Below are 17,611 nucleotides of genomic sequence, written 5' to 3'. Positions count from 1 at the left end.
TGATTTGCATTAGCTAATTAAACTTTCAGATATCCTTTAGTCTGTTTTATTAATTATCAATTCACCAATCGTTTTTATTACCGTGTCATACGGCTCAAGTTCCACGGTTTGTTTTCCATACTCCGTATCGATCGTTGTTCTTTGAACCTCATCACTGTTATTAATCACAACTAATATGTTACTTTCTGGATAATAAGCACACTCTGTATATAAGTTATCTGTAATATATTTTGTTTCATGTAACTCATCACCTGCAAAACGTATGATGTTCAGCAGTAATCTTGTGTTTTCTAAGCTGAATTCGAAAGAAGGAAGGTAAATCCCTTTGCCTTTTCCGAAGACATGAGTAGACAGCGTCAACATTCCACTCACTTCACTCACGACTGCAGCTGATCCATCCGTAAGATAAATGTTATTCTTTGGTGCTATACTTGCTCCTTCAGGTACTAATCCATACTCGTCCGAAGCCTCATATGCCCATTTTCCATGAGCCACCCTTGCACCGGTATCCTCATCTACACCGAGAACATGTGACATTCTGAAAAAGGTGTCGTACCCTTCCACTGCCGATGGCTGATTAACTCCAATAAAAGTACCGCCCTCATACACCCACTTTGTCAGTAAGTCCACACACTTGTGATCATTCCAATGATCTCCGCCGCTCCAAGCTGAACCGGCAGATCCCGCATTAATAACTACATCACAGTCCTGCAAAGCACCCAGACGGATATCTTCAAAATCAATGAACTGAACTTCAATCGGCAGCCCCGATAGTGCTTCATTGATATGAATCAAATCGTGCATATACGTTTCGTGGAAATGTCCAGACAATGTCCAGGCTCTCAGCTTGCCCCAGCTATGCAGAACAGCTACCTTTGTCTTGATATGATACGGTTTTCCTTTATCGTGCAGCTCTTTAATCTCTCTGAATTCATTCGCAATCTTCTCAATGTAATCACAAAAATCGGGGTATGGCTCTACCAGATGTAAATATCCGCCCAGTCCAATCCGGTCAATCGGCTCACGCAGCAAAGCGCGCCGGATATTGATCCAATACTTTTTCGCATCAAGTGTAGGCTCTCCGCCCTCCATAAAGGTAGGAAGCCCGCCTAAACCAACAGGGAAAAGATAAGGATGAAGCCGTATCTCATGCGTATCTACTTTCACACCGGAACAAAGCCTTGCTTCATAACCAGAGAATACACATTTAATCATCCCATCAAAACCGAATTCCTGAAAGGGGTCATTGTACGGCTCCATCCCCACCCAGCTGTCATCGTAAAAAACATACGCAAGCTTATCATGCTTATGGACAATATCAATTAATTGCTTTCCGAAATCGATGACAAAATCATTGATAAATGCCATATAGTCCAGCTTTCGCTGCTCCGCTGGGATATGACTGACGCGATATTTTCCGCCATTCACAAAATCTTCGGCCGTTAGCGAATATCCATATTTCTTTTCAAAAAGATCCAGTGCTTTTGAACTTACCGTAAAATCATAGGATCCCCAGTCCGTGAACAGATGGCGATTGCGTTCATTACTGCCCCAAATCCAGGCGAAATTATAAAATAAAGAGGTAAACCGAACAACGGTTGTCTCCTTATGCTGCTCGCACCAAGCTTCCATCCACTCCAGCAGATACTTTTGCGTGTCCGCATACATCGGATCGATCTGCATCAAATGTTCTTTGTCCCAGTGATTCGTTGTGTGATTGTACATGGAGATCTCTTCCCAGATCCGGTAGACCATGAAGCTCACTGTGTATTTATGCCATGGAGTAATTCCGCTGATGACTACATTTCCTGATTCTCTTTCATAGTTCCATTGTTCTCTGGGCACTTCTTCCCCAGTTGTTCGGTCATACACCTGCCAGTACTTCAGCGCCTCTTTGGAGTCATTAACTCGGAACTGCTCGTCAAAGAAGTCCTCCATTAGATAGATCGAGATATAATCTTGTACAGCGACCTTCGGATTTGTAATTAAAAAACACTGCTGCAGCTTATCCAGATTCTCGCTTGCCCATTCGTTATGATCTCTAATGATACAAATCGTAGAATAAATACCGTATCCCGCGTTAATAATCTCATCGGATAATTTCGTACCGTCACTATCACGGATTACATCCGCACCCCACCGCTCTGCTAACTGCAGTGTCAGTGCCTCATAACCTGATTCTCCTGGCAGAGTAAAGGATCCCGTTGTTTTTTTAGACAAGATTAATTCCTCCTATGTAAGCATATCGGATAGAAAAGAAAGTGCGAGGCCTTGGCCCCAGCCTTGAATCCAGTCTTTTGGAATATTGCGATACCCTTCCCGGTCTTTCATCACTGCTGTACCACCTGATACACCGAGTACTCGTCCATCTTCAGTAATATGGTCTAGGACACCTTTCAGCGCTTTTTGCACATATTTGGTATGCAGCGGATTGCCGTTATTGATCATCGCAGCCGCAATACCGCAAGAGGCAGACACTTCTTCATAAGATTCCACATCATCAAGTATTGTTCGCCACAATCCATTCTCTGTCTGGACAAGCTTTATCCCTGCAAGTTGATCTCGAAGCGAACACTCCACATCCATGCACTGAGGATACAAATACCAATCTTTCAAAAGCATTTTCACTTGCGACATCGTATAAGCTCCCCAAGCATTTGCTCTTCCCCAGAAAAATCCGGACATATGATCCTGATTGACATGGTTATAGCCGTGGTACCAAAAACCGGTGATAGGATCTTGCAGGTATTTGATATGCCAGTAATATTGATTTAGGGCATCCTGGATCATTGCCTCATCTTTCAATTTGGTTCCTACACGGAGCAGGAAAAATGCCGCCATAAACAAGGTATCTGCCCAAGCCTGTTCCGGAAAATCATTATTAGCCGATACGGTATGCTGCAGAACGTTATCACCGAATCTAAGCGCATGGTTCTGGAGATAATCCACCTTGCTCATCACAATATCCCAATATTTCTGATCCCCTGTTTCTTCATACAATGTAATCAGCATATGCCCCATAGCACAGGTGTTCACCGTCCAATGCGGCAGGCCAAGCTCGATATATTCATCTGCCCACTGGATCAGCATATTCAGATACTCTTTATTTCCTGTTGTTTGATAGGCTCTGGATACCCCATAATAGGCCACACCGCAAGGCCAGTCCCAAGTTAAGTCCATCGCCATTGTTTTTTTGACGACTTTGTCGATGATCCCTACGATTTCTTCCCTGTCATAATTTAATTGAAGCATCTGTATTCTCCTCTCGTTCATACATATTTTAAATGGTGATTGAGAGCGATCCGACACACTAATGGAAGCGCTTTAATAATACTATTGTAATTCGCTTTACGGGCTATATCTAAGCATATTCAAATCAAAACTACGCAAATCCAACCATTTATAACATATATAAGGTTGAATTTGACATAATGTTATCCTATACTAGGCACAAATCAACGGAATGGGAGTATGGAGTATGCCCAGAAAAAAGAAACCGGTCATTGAATACCGTCACTACAGCTTGCCTCTTAACTTTCCGATCTTGCTCTTAAGCGGTGAACGCTGGAAGATTTCCGACATCAAAAGCGATCATCTCCATTTTCATAACCATTTGGAGATAGGTATTTGTCATTCAGATAGCGGCTTTATGGAGATCAAAGGAGAGTCTGTCCCTTTTCAAGCCGGCGATGTAACCTTTATTCCGAGGTATCTTCCTCATACGACGTATAGTTCACCAAATACAGCCAGCCGCTGGTCCTATCTCTTCTTTTCACCGGAAGACCTCTTTAGGTATTCATTTAAAGGTACATACCACAACTTCGAACCCAACCTTCAGATGCTAAAAGGAATGAACTGCATAGTAAACAAAGAGAACCATCCGAAGGTTCACACCCTTGCAACGTCGGTCGTAGAAGAACTAAAACAGCAGAATACTCACTACCGAGAAAGTGCCTACGGTTTATTATTATCCTTATATATTGAACTCCTTAGAATTCACTCCATGCATACCCCCTTGGCAGATCAAGAAATCGAGCAAAATGTAAAAGGTGATTTTGTTATTTCACCGGTTCTAGAATATATTACGAAAAACTATATGAGACCGATCACTATTGATTTTCTGGCTGATTTATGCCATTTAAGCCCAACACACTTCCGCAGAAAGTTCCATGAAATGATGGGAACGTCTCCACTCGATTTTCTAAACAGCACCCGAATTGAAGAAGCCTGCAAGCAATTAAAACTGACGAATGATTCCATTTTGTCTATATCTGAGCAAGTTGGATTTCAATCCATATCCAGCTTTAATCGGTGCTTTTCCAAGCTTATGGGGATGTCTCCTAAACAGTGGCGTAAAGGGGTGCAATTGGAAGCGCAATCTGCGAATGCATCTATACTGGAGTTTACGGGGTGGATATAGCCGGATGGGAGGAAGTAAGAGAAGTAAATGAATGAAAATAAACAAAATAAAGACGCTTCTAGGGATTGAATCCCAAGCGTCTTTTGTCGTTCATTAAGACGGTATTAGCTGGTGTATACCGACTTTTTGTATCAAGGCAACCGAACCTTTGTTGTTACCCTTCTAACAACAGATCATTCAGCTGCTTAATTTGTTTTCTCTCTCCGGCTACAACAAGCGTCATCCCTAGCATAATTCTATCTTGCGGCCCAGGATTAATCTTTTGTTTCCCCTTCTCTACAATAGCAAGGATCGTTGCACCAGTGCGAGCTCTAACATGTAATTCCTCGATCGTTTTATTAATGCTTTTAAAATGCGGTTCTATTTTGCACCATTCAATGACAAGTTCATCAAGCGTCACTTGAACCGTATCAAGTGCCTTAGGTTTGTACTGCATGCCTCCAATAATCGAAGCAATCTGTCTGGACTCTTCATCATCCAAGCTTACTTGAGAGATGCACTCATCTGGATCCTCATCTAAAAAATGATAAAGCTCTCTTCTTCCATCATTATGGATGACTACCACGATCTTGCTGCCTGAATTTGCTTCCAGTTGATACTTTTTTCCTATTCCAGGAAGATCAGATTCTCTTATAGTTCCCATATTTGTATACCTCCATTATTTAAACAAGATCAGATGGTTTCGTTCCATTTTTCCTCTTTCGGTTTTTCCTTTACTTGGTTCCATCTAAACAGTTTATTTAAGCCATTATAGATATGTTTTGATTCTTTCGCTAGTAGTGGTCCAAGAATGGCCAATATTAACACGTATAATGCCGAAAATGGTTTTAAAATCGGTAACAATCCAGCTGATATACCTAAATTAGCTACAATGATCGTGAACTCTCCCCGAGCCATCACCGTAAGACCAATATTGGTCGAAGCTTTATGAGATAGTCCCGCATTTCGTCCAGCGATCATTCCTGCTAGAATATTCCCTATCATGGTTAACACAACAGCTCCAACGGCGATCCAAGCAGCATCACCCAGTGTTAACGGATCAATACTTAGACCAAAGCTAAAGAAGAAGATAGCACCAAAGAAATCTCGGAACGGAACCACGAGCTGCTCGATCCTCTTACTGTGGGTTGTTTCCGATAGAGCTAGCCCAAATAATAGAGCCCCGATTGCTTCTGCTACATGCAGAGTCTCGGAAAAACCAGCGATAAAGAACAAAAGTGAGAATACAACGATAATGAATATTTCATTGGATGTAATATTCAGCAGCTTATTTAGCAAAGGCGTCCCTTTTCTTGCGATGACGAAGAACAGCAACATATACCCCATCGAGAGTGCTACAGATAGCAGAATACCGCCAATGGACGTTGCTCCCCCTAATAGTAAACCAGACATCACGGATAGGAAAACAGCGAGGAACAAATCATCAAACAAAATCATACCCAGGATGAGCTCTGTTTCAGAGTTACCTGTCCGTCTGAAATCAACGAGTACTTTTGCCACTATGGCCGTAGAGGATACAGATAACATCCCTGCAATAATTAACGTTTCATATAACGGAAAATCGACCATGAAACCGTAGGCTAAACCAATAATAAAATTGATCAGAACATATACCGTTCCACCAAACACAATATTGCGGCCTGATTTAATTAATTTAGATACGGAAAACTCGAGTCCTATATAAAATAATAAAAACAGAACCCCGATCCGTCCTAAAAATGTGATCACTTCATTGCTTTCAATGAAGGTCAAATCAATCAAACCCAGCGTCGGGGCGTGCGGCCCAACTAACATCCCCAAAACAATTAAAAAGGGTATGATTGAAAACTTGAATTTACCTGCAATCAGTGAAAAGATCGCAATAAGTAATAAAGCGGTTCCAACTTCGAAAATCATATGGTCCATACAACTTCATCTCCCTCCTATGTACATTTTCAGCAGACCAACTTCCATTATAGCATTAAATTTTCCACCGATTTTATAAATTGGTGAACTTTTGTAAACTTTTTTTCGGGAGCTGAAATCGGTCTATAAAAAAAGACCCTGCATTAAGCAGAATCCTTGTTTGTCTATAAATATGCTATATGTTCCAGATCTATCCTGCATAGAAACCTTCAAATGTCAAAAATTCAAAATTTGAGCTTTGAAAGTTTATCATCATTATATGGATATCCAGTACTTCTCTAAATGCATTATAGGTTGATTGATGGGTTCAGTCGGCACTGGGTAGCCCCACCAATAAAAGAATCTCAATAGTGTGTGTATGTCCTTCAAAATCTCGGATTGTTAGCTCAAAATACGTTCTACGGCACTCTCAAAATCAACTATTTCCTGACCAATTTTCACTAAGCAAGTATCATCGTCAGATGCAGGCTCAAAACCGATCCTGATATTTGGAATATTAAATTTTTCTTTTAGATCTACTAGAGTTTCTAATATTTTTTTGACGTTCAGCCTTACATCAGAACTCTTGCCCTCGTATAGCTCATTCTCGGAAAAATTAAATGTAATATCTCCAATTTCTTCATCAAAGGAAAATATTATTAGCACATCTTTTAAACTACATCCTATTTCCACTTGTTTCAGAAAAACATTTCCCGTTCCAATTGGTGAAAGTGCGTCCCTGAAACTTTTGATTTGATGAAATTCAATATCTGTTCCACTTTTGTTGTCAAAGAAATGGGAGGACTTCACCTCTACTAAGTCAATATTAAGTTCATCAGAAATTAACTTATCTAACTCATCTTTTCGGAAGTCCTCTAGTATAATTTCAACGTTTTCCAAACGAACCACTCCCTCTATTGGTCAATAAACCCCTTAAATGTTCCGTCTTTATTTAGTCTTACTCCCCGACCATCAGTTAATTTCTTTTCTAGGAATGTGATTCGTTAGTACAGAGTTAATTCTTAATAAATACAATCTTCACACCAACTACCTGACTCTGCCCATTCACTGCCATATACACACCGTAAGCACCATCACCCATACCGGTACGAGATACAACGCCACCCGTCAGGACACCCGCTTCTTCCCCATTGTCGGTGATATCACAACAGGCTAAATACCATTCGCTGTCCGAATCATTATTACCGCTGTGATTAGCCTCATCAGGAATTCGGTAATGGTTACTATCAAAAATCCCAGCCTGTCCACTAACCACTCCAACCACGAATGGACACTTAATCCACTCTAGGAATGCTCCCTGTTCGGCAACCGACTCATGATAAGCCGTCAATTTAGCGTTAGCTTCACCCCAATCTGGAATTTCTACCTTCTCTACTTCCGCGATCCAAGGACCATTCGCAGCAAGCTCTAACACACCCATGATAACGGTATTGGTATCTAGTTCATAACAAGGGTCAGCGACAACCAGTTGCCCAGAATTCACTTCGAATTTACCTAATTGAATGATCAAGAAGATTACCTCCAATAATTGCAATTTGTTGATCTTATTCTAACATAATCTTCCTCCTTAATATTTCCTTCCGATATAGACGAAAAAACGAAGCAACCTCGTGAGGGAGCTCCGTTATTTTTCAAAAATTTATTTAAAGCATAACTTGGAATTACTCATGCCGTTAATCTAAAATCAAATACTGTGAACCTGATTCTATAACGTCTCCGTACTAAGCGTAAAACCTTCAATTACAACATCTTCATCGACCTCAATCATGATACATCGTTTCCCTTGAAAATTCACCTGTTTCACATACTTTAAATCCTGCGGGCTGACTGAAATCGTGGCTACCTTGGTATCGATTTTAATCGATTTTGTAGTATATTTCGGCATGACGCTGCTTGCTTTCAGCTCATAGTTCCTATCATCAATAATCGTTTCAAAAGCCCGTTCCACTTTCTCGGGCGTCACGTTCTCTACTCCACTTACCGTCAGGACACGTTCTAAATCTTTATAATCCAGCTTCGGAGGTTCTTCCTCCTCCTCGTTCGTTTCAATCACATACTGAATCTCCTCGTACACCTGTGCGATGGTAGAAGCATCCAGTTCTTCACCCGCCACTTCCTTCACGATATCTTCGAAGATTGCTCTCTCTTCCAGCGCCGTCACAGACCTTTCGGCAGTTAAGACCTGTTCGATGAAATGTGGATCAGGAAAGTTTGATTTCCCCGTACAATATAGAATCCGGTTCACATCAGAGTAGTTGTCCGTCACACTTGGGTAAAAGAACCCTTGCTCCGGCGAACTGAGCTTGATAATCGGATCTACATTCACATTGTACTTATATTCTCTCTCTACATAGTCAAATAAGAGAGTCTTCTTCTGCTTCTCCGTGGAATTCACGCTGCATAGAATAAATGGATGTGCAAACACTTCATCCTTCCCACTTTCCTCAGCCTCTTCATTTCTGGCTTTGGTCGGCAAGTAATACTGTCCACGCACGAACGTAATTACGGTATCCCGTTCATATTTGGCATCCACCAACATTTTATCTACGAGCAGGAGCATAAGGTCCTGCCATTCTTCGGGATCACCTGTTACTAAAGCTTGGTGCAACAGCACCTGCGCCGGTTCTTCTGCTTCTTCTTGAAACTTAAGTTCGAATAATTTCTGATCTAATTCACCAGTGAGCAGTTTTTTAAAATTGCCCATGTGCAGCTCCTGTTTCTCACGCTCCACTAATTCAAAAGGATTCCGCTCCCAGTGATATACTTCGTTTGTTTCCTTCATAATGTACACGTTAAGAATATCGTAAATATTCAGTAAATCATGATCCATCTTAAACTGCTTGCGTATGTGCGCGACTTCTTTCTTGTTCATGGTTCGTCATACATCTCCTAAGAACTTAATTGGTTTTATCGTTTTAATGAGTTATGAAATTGATTCCAGTATATACGAAAAGAAAGAGCATTCGCTAGAAAGGCTTTGCCTAGATATTTTAGCACATCTTACAGGATCGTTTGTTTATAATCATCACTTTACGAAGGACAGCTGTCTAACGCCGCATATTAGAACAGGCCTTCGATATGCCCAGCCTCATCAAGTCTTATGCGCCATGCCGCTGGCTCTACAGGCAGCCCTGGCATCGTAACTACTTTCCCGGTCAGGACGACAACAAACCCTGCACCAGCAGACCAGCGGATATCCTGAACTTCAATTGTAAAATCTTCCGGCGCCCCGAGTACAGCAGGTCGATCTGTAAAAGAGTATGGTGTCTTCGCCATGCAGACAGGAAGGTCTCGCACACCAAGCCGCTCCAGTTCCTCTAGTGCTCGCCTCGCAGCCGGGCGATATTTGACTCCAGCTCCGCGGTAAATTCGCGTAACAATTGTCTCAATCTTCTCCGTAATCGGCATGTCATTAGGATAAAGCAGCTGGAACGTTTCTCCTGCAGACCCATCAGCAAGCTCCGCCACTTCCTGCGCCAACTCGCGGCAGCCTTCGCCGCCATGTTCCCAGGCATCTGAGATAACGGCCTTTACACCAAGCCCTGCACAGAGCTCTGCAACCTGCGCCAGCTCTGCCTCTCTATCTGTCGCAAAGCGGTTAATCGCAACGATTACCGGTACACCGAAGGTACGCATGTTCTCCACATGCCGGCGTAAGTTACTGAAACCAGTATGTATCGCTTCCGCATTCTCCGCCAGAAGTTCCTGCTTCGGTACACCGCCATTGTATTTTAACGCACGTACAGTCGCGACAATAACCGCAGCCGAAGGATGCAGATTCCCCTTACGGCACTTAATGTCCATGAATTTCTCCGCGCCGAGATCTGCACCGAATCCTGCTTCTGTCACAACGTAATCCGCCAGCTTAAGAGCATGACGGGTGGCCCGTATGCTGCTGCATCCGTGGGCGATGTTCGCAAACGGCCCGCCGTGGACGAACACCGGGTCACCTTCAATCGTCTGTACCAGGTTCGGATGGATTGCATCTTTAAGCAGGGCACACATCGCGTCTACAGCCCGAAGCTCACCCGCCGTCACTGGCCGCTTGTCCATGTCGTATGCCACCACGATCCTGCTCAGCCGCTCTCTTAAATCATCCATATCTTCAGCTAAACATAGCACCGCCATTACTTCCGAAGCCGTCGAAATAAGGAAGCCATCTTCGCGCACGGTGCCGTTGTTATCGCCGATACCAATGACGATCTGACGCAGCGGCCGATCATTCATATCAAGCGCCCGTTTCCAGACAATACGAGCTGGGTCAAGACGCAGATCATTTCCTTGGAAAATGTGGTTATCGATGAGTGCTGCGAGCAAATTATGTGCTGCTGTAATCGCATGGATATCGCCCGTAAAGTGGAGATTAATGTCCTCAGCCGGCACAATCTGTGCTTTACCGCTGCCTGTGGCTCCGCCTTTCATGCCCATGCATGGTCCGAGCGATGGTTCACGCAGTGCGGCGGCAGCCTTCCGTCCAATCCGATTCAATCCTTGTGTGAGTCCAATCGTTGTGAGCGTCTTGCCCTCTCCTGCTGGCGTTGGATTCATCGCGGTAACAAGAATAAGCTTTCCGTCTGGACGATGTGAGATGGATTCCCATACATCCTCGGATAACTTTGCTTTCCATTTTCCGTAAAGTTCAAGCTGATCCATATCCAGCCCTAGCTTTGCTGCAACTTCTGTAATTGGTTTCATAGATGCCTTCATACCTCTCCTGTTTAATTCACTATTCAGATGTTAACATGAATTCACAAGCCCTCAAAATCCTGCTCTCTCTACATCCGGTCGTTCTCTATCTTTTCCGTTATTCCTTCTATATTATAAAAAAAATCGCCTCAAGATAGGTAACCATCTTGAGGCGATTTTAGTACATACTCATTTTTTGAAAATGAGGACACAGATTAGGAATAAAGCTAGCTTAGTTACCCTATTATCCCTTGCCAGTGATTTAGCCTCTGCTGTAACCAGCGCTTTTTTAGCCACTCACCGTTTGTACTTCTGCGAATGTTCTTTCGCCATTAAAGCAGCGGGTTCTCGTGCTTGGCTTTCAGAATCGACCAGCGCCGCTCTACTTCTCTCTCAAACTCTGCAAGCATTTCTTTATTTTCATCCTTAAGCAGATGTTTTGATTTGCCCATATATTTCAGCCAGTCAGCAAGCGGAATGCGTTTCTTCTTCGCATCAGGATCATACGTAATATTCGTTTCTCCCTGCTCCACTTCATACAGCGGGAAGAAGCATGAATTCACGGCCGCACGAACAATATTTTCCCCATCCTTATCGCTTGATTTCCAGTTTAGCGGACATGTGATTAGCAGCTTACCGTAGACGGTACCTACATTTTGGGCGTACCACTGTGCTTTTGCCGCCTTTTTCACAAGATCCTGCGGAAATGCTTCTGTCCCTGTAAATACATAGGGAATATGCGCCGCTGCCATCATCTGCACCGTATCTTTGTGATGGAAATGTTTACCCTGTTGCTGTTTGCCAACGCCAGACGTACTGGTCATATGTCCTAAAGGAGTGGAATAGGAAAGCTGTGCTCCCGTATTCATGTAACCTTCGTTATCATATTCCAGAATAATCAGGTTATGGCCCCGGAGCGCCGTCCCAATTGCTGAACCCATACCAATATCCATACCGCCGTCCCCGGTGACCATGACAAATGTGAAATCCTCGGGAACTTCGATTTCTCCCCGGCGTTTCTTCTCCAGGAACGCTTCTACTGTACCCGATAAAGTAGCCGGCCCATTCTGGAACAAGTTATGAATGAAACTCTGTTTATGCGAGTTATACGGATAACCCGTTGTGGTGATATAAGCGCAGCCAGTATGGAATAAAGTAACGACATTACCTTCGATCCCTTTGAAAAAGAGCTCCAGTGCTGGGAAAATACCGCAGCCCGGGCAGGCTCCATGACCCGATGCAAAGCGTTTCGGCTTGGCGGCAAGTGCCCGCATCGGCGGTACTCTAACAGCCAGCTTGTTTGTTGCCTCATCCACTTTTACGGTAATCAGACCGGATTTATAGCTGTCTCCGTTCATCGGTGCAATAACCGGCTGCAGTTTTTTCGCCTCATCTCCCGGTGTTTGACCGTAATAATCAAACGGAACCTTTGCATAGCCCAGCTCCATTGCCTCGATCGTCAAGGCAAAGAAAGCTTCGGCATCATCTGCGTAATAATCTTTCCCGCCAAGGCCAAATATGCGGGAAAGCACAATCGGCTGCGGTCCGCGTAAATCTTGCAAGGCCGATTTGACCTCATGCGTCAGATTAGCGCCATTCGCACCATAAGAATCGGCACGTTCACCCACAAGCAGCGCTTTGACACCAGTCAGCGCTTCGCGGATTTCTTTTGCCGGAAACGGACGAATAATATTCGGGCTGATTACGCCCGCTTTAATCCCTTTTGCCCGAAGCCGGTCTACGACGTCTTTAGACGATTCGGCCGCGGAATTGAGCAGGAATAAAGCGACCTCCGCATCTTCCATGCGGTACAGATCAAGCGGTGAATAGGATCTTCCCGACAAAGCCGCGTACTCCTCTGCCACTTCCTTGAATACCTCGCCCGCACGGTACATGGCGTTTGACTGCTGATAGTGGTTGTTGATCAAATCGTCGCCGTTCATATAAGCCCCAACGACGATCGGATTGTTCTCGTCCAGCACATGCGGGAATGCCGGCGCCTGCTCCCCTACAAACTTCTGCACCGTTTCCCGGTTCGTAAATATTTGTACCCGGCGTTTCTGATGCGATGTGAAAAAGCCGTCATAAGCCACGATAACGGGCAGACGTACGTCTTCATGTTCAGCAATACGCAGCGCCATGATATTGAGGTCATATACTGCTTGCGGTGAACGGGCTGTCAGTATTACCCAGCCGGTGTTCAGGCCGTAATAAAGATCGGAATGATCCCCTCGGATATCCAGTGGGCCGCTGACCGCTCGTGTTACCAGATTCATGACCATCGGAAAACGAGTACCTGCCTGCACGGGAAGCTGTTCAATCATATACAGGAACCCGTTTGCGCTAGTGGCGTTAAATACCCGTGCTCCGGCAGCAGCTGCACCATAGCAAATACCGGCAGAGCCGTGTTCACCATCAGCTGGAATCAGCTTGATATCGTGTTCGCCGCGCGTACGCATCATATCAAGATATTGAGCGATTTCTGTAGACGGCGTAATTGGGAAATAACCCATGATATGATAGTTAATCTGGGCAGCAGCCATGGCTGCCATTTCGTTGCCTGATTCAAAGACCGCGGTTTGAGCGGCCGGCATCTTTTGCCCCGTTGTTTCTGTCATTTGCATGTTCATGATTTAACTCCCTCCGCAGTTAGATAGGGAAATGATTGCGGCACCCGGTGTTGCTGCGCATAATATGGCTCTTCCAACATGGCGGACAAAGCGCTCGTCGGACAAGCTTCCACACATTTTAGGCAGCCTTTGCAGTACTGATAATCGATCCCTTTCATAAACATCTGCAGGTTGTCGCGTTTATCCGGTTTCTGTTCCCATACGATACAGAAATCCGGACATACCGTATCGCAGGCGGCACAGCTAATGCAGTTCTCCTGTTTGTATTCTGGCAAATAACCTTGCCGGGAGCTGCTAAGATCCTTCAGTACGCTGTTTGCTGTAACCTTCAGTATTCCGCCCCGCTCCTGCGTTTCATATCCGAGGATCGGCTGTGGTCTTACAAAAGCCGCTTGGTCCATAAGCTCTGCGTCGTTTTCTAAAGAAAGAAACTGGACTTCGTTATATCCTCTATCAAAAGTACGTAAATTTGCTTCGACCAGATGTGGCAGTTTTTTTTCAAAAGTCTTACGAATCACCTGCCGCATATCGTCCGGGTTAAGGAAGCTGCAAATCCGGAACAAAGCACCTAGCATCGCTGTATTGACTTTCGTTTTTTCCTCAACGGAAATTCTCAGCGCATCGATCGCGGCCAGAGTACCTTGCGTCATATTCAAATCTGCGGCGACTTCGGAAAGTTCTCGCGCTGTGTTCACAAGCACCGTTCCGCCCGGTCTTAATCCGCTTATTACATCAACTGTTGTATATAATGCCTCATGAAATACGCCAACTACATGCGGCTGTTCAATGGGACTGTGATCGCGGATTTCCACGTCTGGATCACAGAATCTTACGAAACTCTTTACCGGTGAACCTTTTTTCTCCGAACCATAACTAGAAAAATTGGAACCGTTCAGACCAGAGCCAGTCACTCCGGCTTCGGCCAACATTTTTCCAGCTAAGTTGGCACCAAGCCCGCCGATGGATTCAAGACGGATCTCGTAAAATCCCAGTTCATTTTTTTGAGGTAAAATCGACATCTTCTCTCCTCATTTCTTCTAGGGTCAATGATACCAGTTTAAAAGAAGAGACGAACGCTGGTTGTGATTTTAATCACAACCTTAAAAATAGTGACTCCAATCACCCATACCGCCTTGGCGGCGGGGTATACTGACTTCTGACAGTCCAATTGAAGGGCAAACTTATACTGAATCAAACGATAAAGAATGACATGAAAACAGGAGGAAAGATAATGAATAACAACGTGACAGAGCAGACCTTACAGCATCAGCCATCCATGTTCTGCTTCCAATGCCAAGAAGCATCCAAAGGAACAGGCTGCACCCTGATCGGGGTATGCGGTAAACCGCATGACGTGGCGAACCTGCAGGATTTGCTGATTTATCTGCTGAAAGGTATCTCTTATCTCACTCAAGATGTCCGGCTGCCAGAAGTACTTGAACAGCGCGTATCGCTGTTTATCATGGACTCCTTGTTTGCAACGATTACGAACGCCAACTTTGACCGCGAAATTTTTGTAGGAAAAATAAGAGAAGCGTTTGCGCTCCGCGGCGAGGTGCGAGGCTATTATAATGAACAATATCCAGACCGGGCTGCAAGTCTCCCGGATGCTGCTGTGTGGGAAGCGGATAACGAAGCTGCTTTTGATGAAAAAGCACGTACGGTTGGTGTCCTCTCCACACCTAATGAAGACATCCGCTCGCTGCGCGAATTGATTACATACGGACTGAAGGGGATGGCCGCATATACGTATCATGCGCTTCACCTGGAGAAGGATGACAAGGAACTCAACCAATTTATGCGCCGTGCGCTTGCAGCTACGCTTGACGACAGCCTTGAAGTGCAGGATCTCATGGCTTTGACGATGGAAACGGGTAAATACGGTGTAAACGCAATGGCGATGCTTGACGAAGCAAACACCTCCGTGTACGGAAATCCGGAAATAACGAAGGTGAATATCGGGGTTAGAAACCGGCCCGGCATTCTCATCAGCGGTCATGATCTGAAGGATCTAGAAGAGCTGCTGAAGCAGACGGAAGGAACCGGCGTGGACGTGTATACGCACAGTGAAATGCTTCCTGCTCACTATTATCCAGCGTTTAAGAAGTATGAGCATTTTGTAGGCAATTACGGAAATGCCTGGTGGAAGCAGACTAGTGAATTTGCAGCCTTTAACGGACCGATTCTCATGACAACCAACTGTATCGTTCCGCCGAAGGATAGTTATAAGGATCGCATTTATACAACGGGCAACACCGGATTTCCGGGCGTCCGTCATATTCCAGAAGGAATTGATGGCGCTCCAAAGGATTTCTCTGCGCTGATTAAACAAGCAAAACAGTGCCCAGCTCCAACCGAACTTGAAACAGGCGAGATTATTGGCGGCTTCGCTCATGCTGCTGTGATGAACGTGGCCGATCAAATTGTCGATGCTGTGAAAACAGGTGCAATCCGCCGATTCTTCGTCATGGCCGGCTGTGACGGGCGGATGAAATCCCGCAATTATTACACCGACTTTGCAGCCGAGCTTCCGAAAGATACGGTCATCCTGACTGCAGGCTGTGCCAAATACAAATACAATAAGCTGGATCTAGGCGAGATCGGCGGAATTCCGCGGGTTCTGGACGCTGGGCAATGCAATGATTCTTACTCCCTGGTCGTTATCGCTTTGAAACTGAAGGAAGTATTCGAACTTGAGGATATCAATGAACTGCCGATTTCCTACAACATTGCCTGGTACGAGCAAAAAGCAGTGATCGTGCTCCTTGCCCTGCTGTATCTTGGCGTTAAAAATATTCATCTCGGCCCTACGCTTCCTGCATTTCTATCCCCTAACGTTGTCAAAGTACTCGTAGAGAACTTCGGGATCGGCGGTATTACTAATGTGGAAGATGACATGAAAATGTTCCTAGGTGCCTAATAAATATATGCCCCGTATTGTTGTTTGCTAAATGAACACAAAAAAGAAGACACACAGGACCTAAACGGTCTCCTACAGAGTAGACACTTTTAGAAGAGTCTATCCTCCGGGGGGGCAGTTTAACCACCCTGTTGTCTTCTTTTTCTTTTTATACTAAGATTCAATGATTTCCTATTTCACTGACATGAATAGGTACAAGACACGTATTAGTTTATCTACTTGAATAATTATTTAATGAAGTTATTTATTATAATGTACTGCGCCGCAGTTCATAAAAATACTGCACAATGGGATGCTTTAACTTTATCTTCTCAGACATGTTTAGAATTCGTTTCTTCCCAACTCGTCTGTCGATTAATGCGAATACATTTAATAGGATATCATTACTTTCTAGGTTATCCTCTATGGAAGTAGATAAGTACTTGGTCGCTGCAACGACAAAATTAGATTTAGTTAAAGTTGCTTGGGCTGTCATAAGCTCCTTAGCAAGTTCAGATATTTTCCTCTTTCTTGCAATTACGATTAACCGATCTTCGGGAACGGTTCCCTTCGTATCTTGTCTGACCGCTTCCATCTCTTCATTGCTAATGGGGACTTCCAGAGTGGAATCACTTTTTATTTCTTGGTCTGACTGATACCATCTGATCGTGTTATTTGGATCACTCATGTTGAGTACATTCTTTTTATCAACGGCAATATAACAATTCCCTGATTTACCAAGTAAATAATGATAGCTTGTTGCACGGTATTCAACTCTTCCAATTAACGCAGGAGAGAGAAAACTCTCCAGTTCTTTCTTCAATTTACTCCAGGACATAGATCCTCCTATTTCTTAACGCCTAAACTGCCTATTTTTTGCGGTTGCCCGGCTTTCTATGCTTTCTTGTCGTATGACGAAACATTCTCTAACTTAAAGACTCTGTATCGTCCATTCAGACCTTCCCCCGATTCTATCATATCTTTATTTATTTTACAGCACGTTCGTCTATGCATAGAAAAAAGACTGCCGATAAGTACCATCGACAGTCCGCATGAGAGAATCTACTTCCC

Annotated in this window: 14 protein-coding genes; 2 read left to right on the top strand and 12 right to left on the bottom strand. The window is 44.3% G+C overall.

From position 1 onward, the window contains the following. Positions 1-36: 36 nt before the first annotated feature. Positions 37-2,220 (bottom strand): 1,3-beta-galactosyl-N-acetylhexosamine phosphorylase, encoded by a 2,184-nt coding sequence (gene gnpA, locus GQY27_RS09905; protein WP_160033807.1) that lies wholly within the window; start codon positions 2,218-2,220, stop codon positions 37-39. 12 nt (positions 2,221-2,232) lie between these two features. Further along, a complete protein-coding gene (locus GQY27_RS09900; RefSeq protein ID WP_160033805.1) occupies positions 2,233-3,252 on the bottom strand; it encodes a glycoside hydrolase family 88/105 protein in 1,020 nt (339 codons plus the stop codon). A 226-nt stretch (positions 3,253-3,478) separates the two neighbouring features. Here GQY27_RS09900 and GQY27_RS09895 point away from each other — a divergent pair, with 226 nt between their 5' ends. Continuing rightward, positions 3,479-4,420: a helix-turn-helix domain-containing protein gene (locus GQY27_RS09895; protein ID WP_160033803.1), complete on the top strand. Its 942-nt coding sequence runs from the start codon at positions 3,479-3,481 to the stop codon at positions 4,418-4,420. 154 nt (positions 4,421-4,574) lie between these two features. Here the strand turns inward: GQY27_RS09895 and GQY27_RS09890 are convergent, their stop codons facing one another. The 9 genes from GQY27_RS09890 to GQY27_RS09855 form a co-directional block, all read right to left on the bottom strand. Further along, positions 4,575-5,063, bottom strand: a complete 489-nt coding sequence (locus GQY27_RS09890; RefSeq protein WP_160033801.1) for a cation:proton antiporter regulatory subunit — start codon at positions 5,061-5,063, stop codon at positions 4,575-4,577. A gap of 29 nt (positions 5,064-5,092) precedes the next feature. Beyond that, positions 5,093-6,325 carry a cation:proton antiporter gene (locus GQY27_RS09885; RefSeq protein ID WP_160033799.1) on the bottom strand — a complete coding sequence of 411 codons (1,233 nt, stop codon included), beginning with the start codon at positions 6,323-6,325 and terminating at the stop codon, positions 5,093-5,095. 381 nt (positions 6,326-6,706) lie between these two features. After that, positions 6,707-7,213 carry a Cdi1I family immunity protein gene (locus tag GQY27_RS09880; RefSeq protein ID WP_236570544.1) on the bottom strand — a complete coding sequence of 169 codons (507 nt, stop codon included), beginning with the start codon at positions 7,211-7,213 and terminating at the stop codon, positions 6,707-6,709. Positions 7,214-7,218: 5 nt separating this feature from the next. Further along, entirely contained in the window at positions 7,219-7,305 is an 87-nt protein-coding gene (locus GQY27_RS22165; protein ID WP_527250287.1) for a tRNase toxin domain-containing protein, read from the bottom strand. 14 nt (positions 7,306-7,319) lie between these two features. Continuing rightward, a complete protein-coding gene (locus GQY27_RS09875; protein ID WP_160033795.1) occupies positions 7,320-7,835 on the bottom strand; it encodes a DUF4241 domain-containing protein in 516 nt (171 codons plus the stop codon). Positions 7,836-8,030: 195 nt separating this feature from the next. Further along, on the bottom strand, positions 8,031-9,197 hold the full coding sequence (locus GQY27_RS09870; RefSeq protein WP_160033793.1) for a DUF4317 domain-containing protein: 1,167 nt from the start codon (positions 9,195-9,197) through the stop codon (positions 8,031-8,033). A 188-nt stretch (positions 9,198-9,385) separates the two neighbouring features. Then, the gene (locus tag GQY27_RS09865) at positions 9,386-11,020 is read right to left on the bottom strand and encodes a formate--tetrahydrofolate ligase (protein ID WP_160033791.1); all 1,635 of its coding nucleotides are present in this window, start codon (positions 11,018-11,020) and stop codon (positions 9,386-9,388) included. Positions 11,021-11,343: 323 nt separating this feature from the next. Further along, entirely contained in the window at positions 11,344-13,641 is a 2,298-nt protein-coding gene (locus GQY27_RS09860; RefSeq protein WP_160033789.1) for a thiamine pyrophosphate-dependent enzyme, read from the bottom strand. After that, complete coding sequence (locus GQY27_RS09855) at positions 13,638-14,660, bottom strand: 2-oxoacid:acceptor oxidoreductase family protein (protein WP_160033787.1); 1,023 nt, start codon at positions 14,658-14,660, stop codon at positions 13,638-13,640. Before GQY27_RS09855 ends, GQY27_RS09860 begins: the two co-directional genes overlap by 4 nt. Before the next feature lie 212 nt (positions 14,661-14,872). Here GQY27_RS09855 and hcp point away from each other — a divergent pair, with 212 nt between their 5' ends. Then, complete coding sequence (gene hcp, locus GQY27_RS09850; RefSeq protein WP_236570543.1) at positions 14,873-16,561, top strand: hydroxylamine reductase; 1,689 nt, start codon at positions 14,873-14,875, stop codon at positions 16,559-16,561. A gap of 247 nt (positions 16,562-16,808) precedes the next feature. On the opposite strand, the gene GQY27_RS09845 is transcribed toward hcp, so the two are convergent. Further along, positions 16,809-17,378 (bottom strand): SF0329 family protein, encoded by a 570-nt coding sequence (locus GQY27_RS09845; RefSeq protein ID WP_160033785.1) that lies wholly within the window; start codon positions 17,376-17,378, stop codon positions 16,809-16,811. Between the last annotated feature and the right edge of the window lie 233 nt (positions 17,379-17,611).

Origin of the sequence: Paenibacillus sp. An7 (genome assembly GCF_009870785.1) — a bacterium.
Lineage (GTDB): Bacteria > Bacillota > Bacilli > Paenibacillales > Paenibacillaceae > Paenibacillus.
This window is presented reverse-complemented; position numbering and strand designations above follow the sequence as displayed.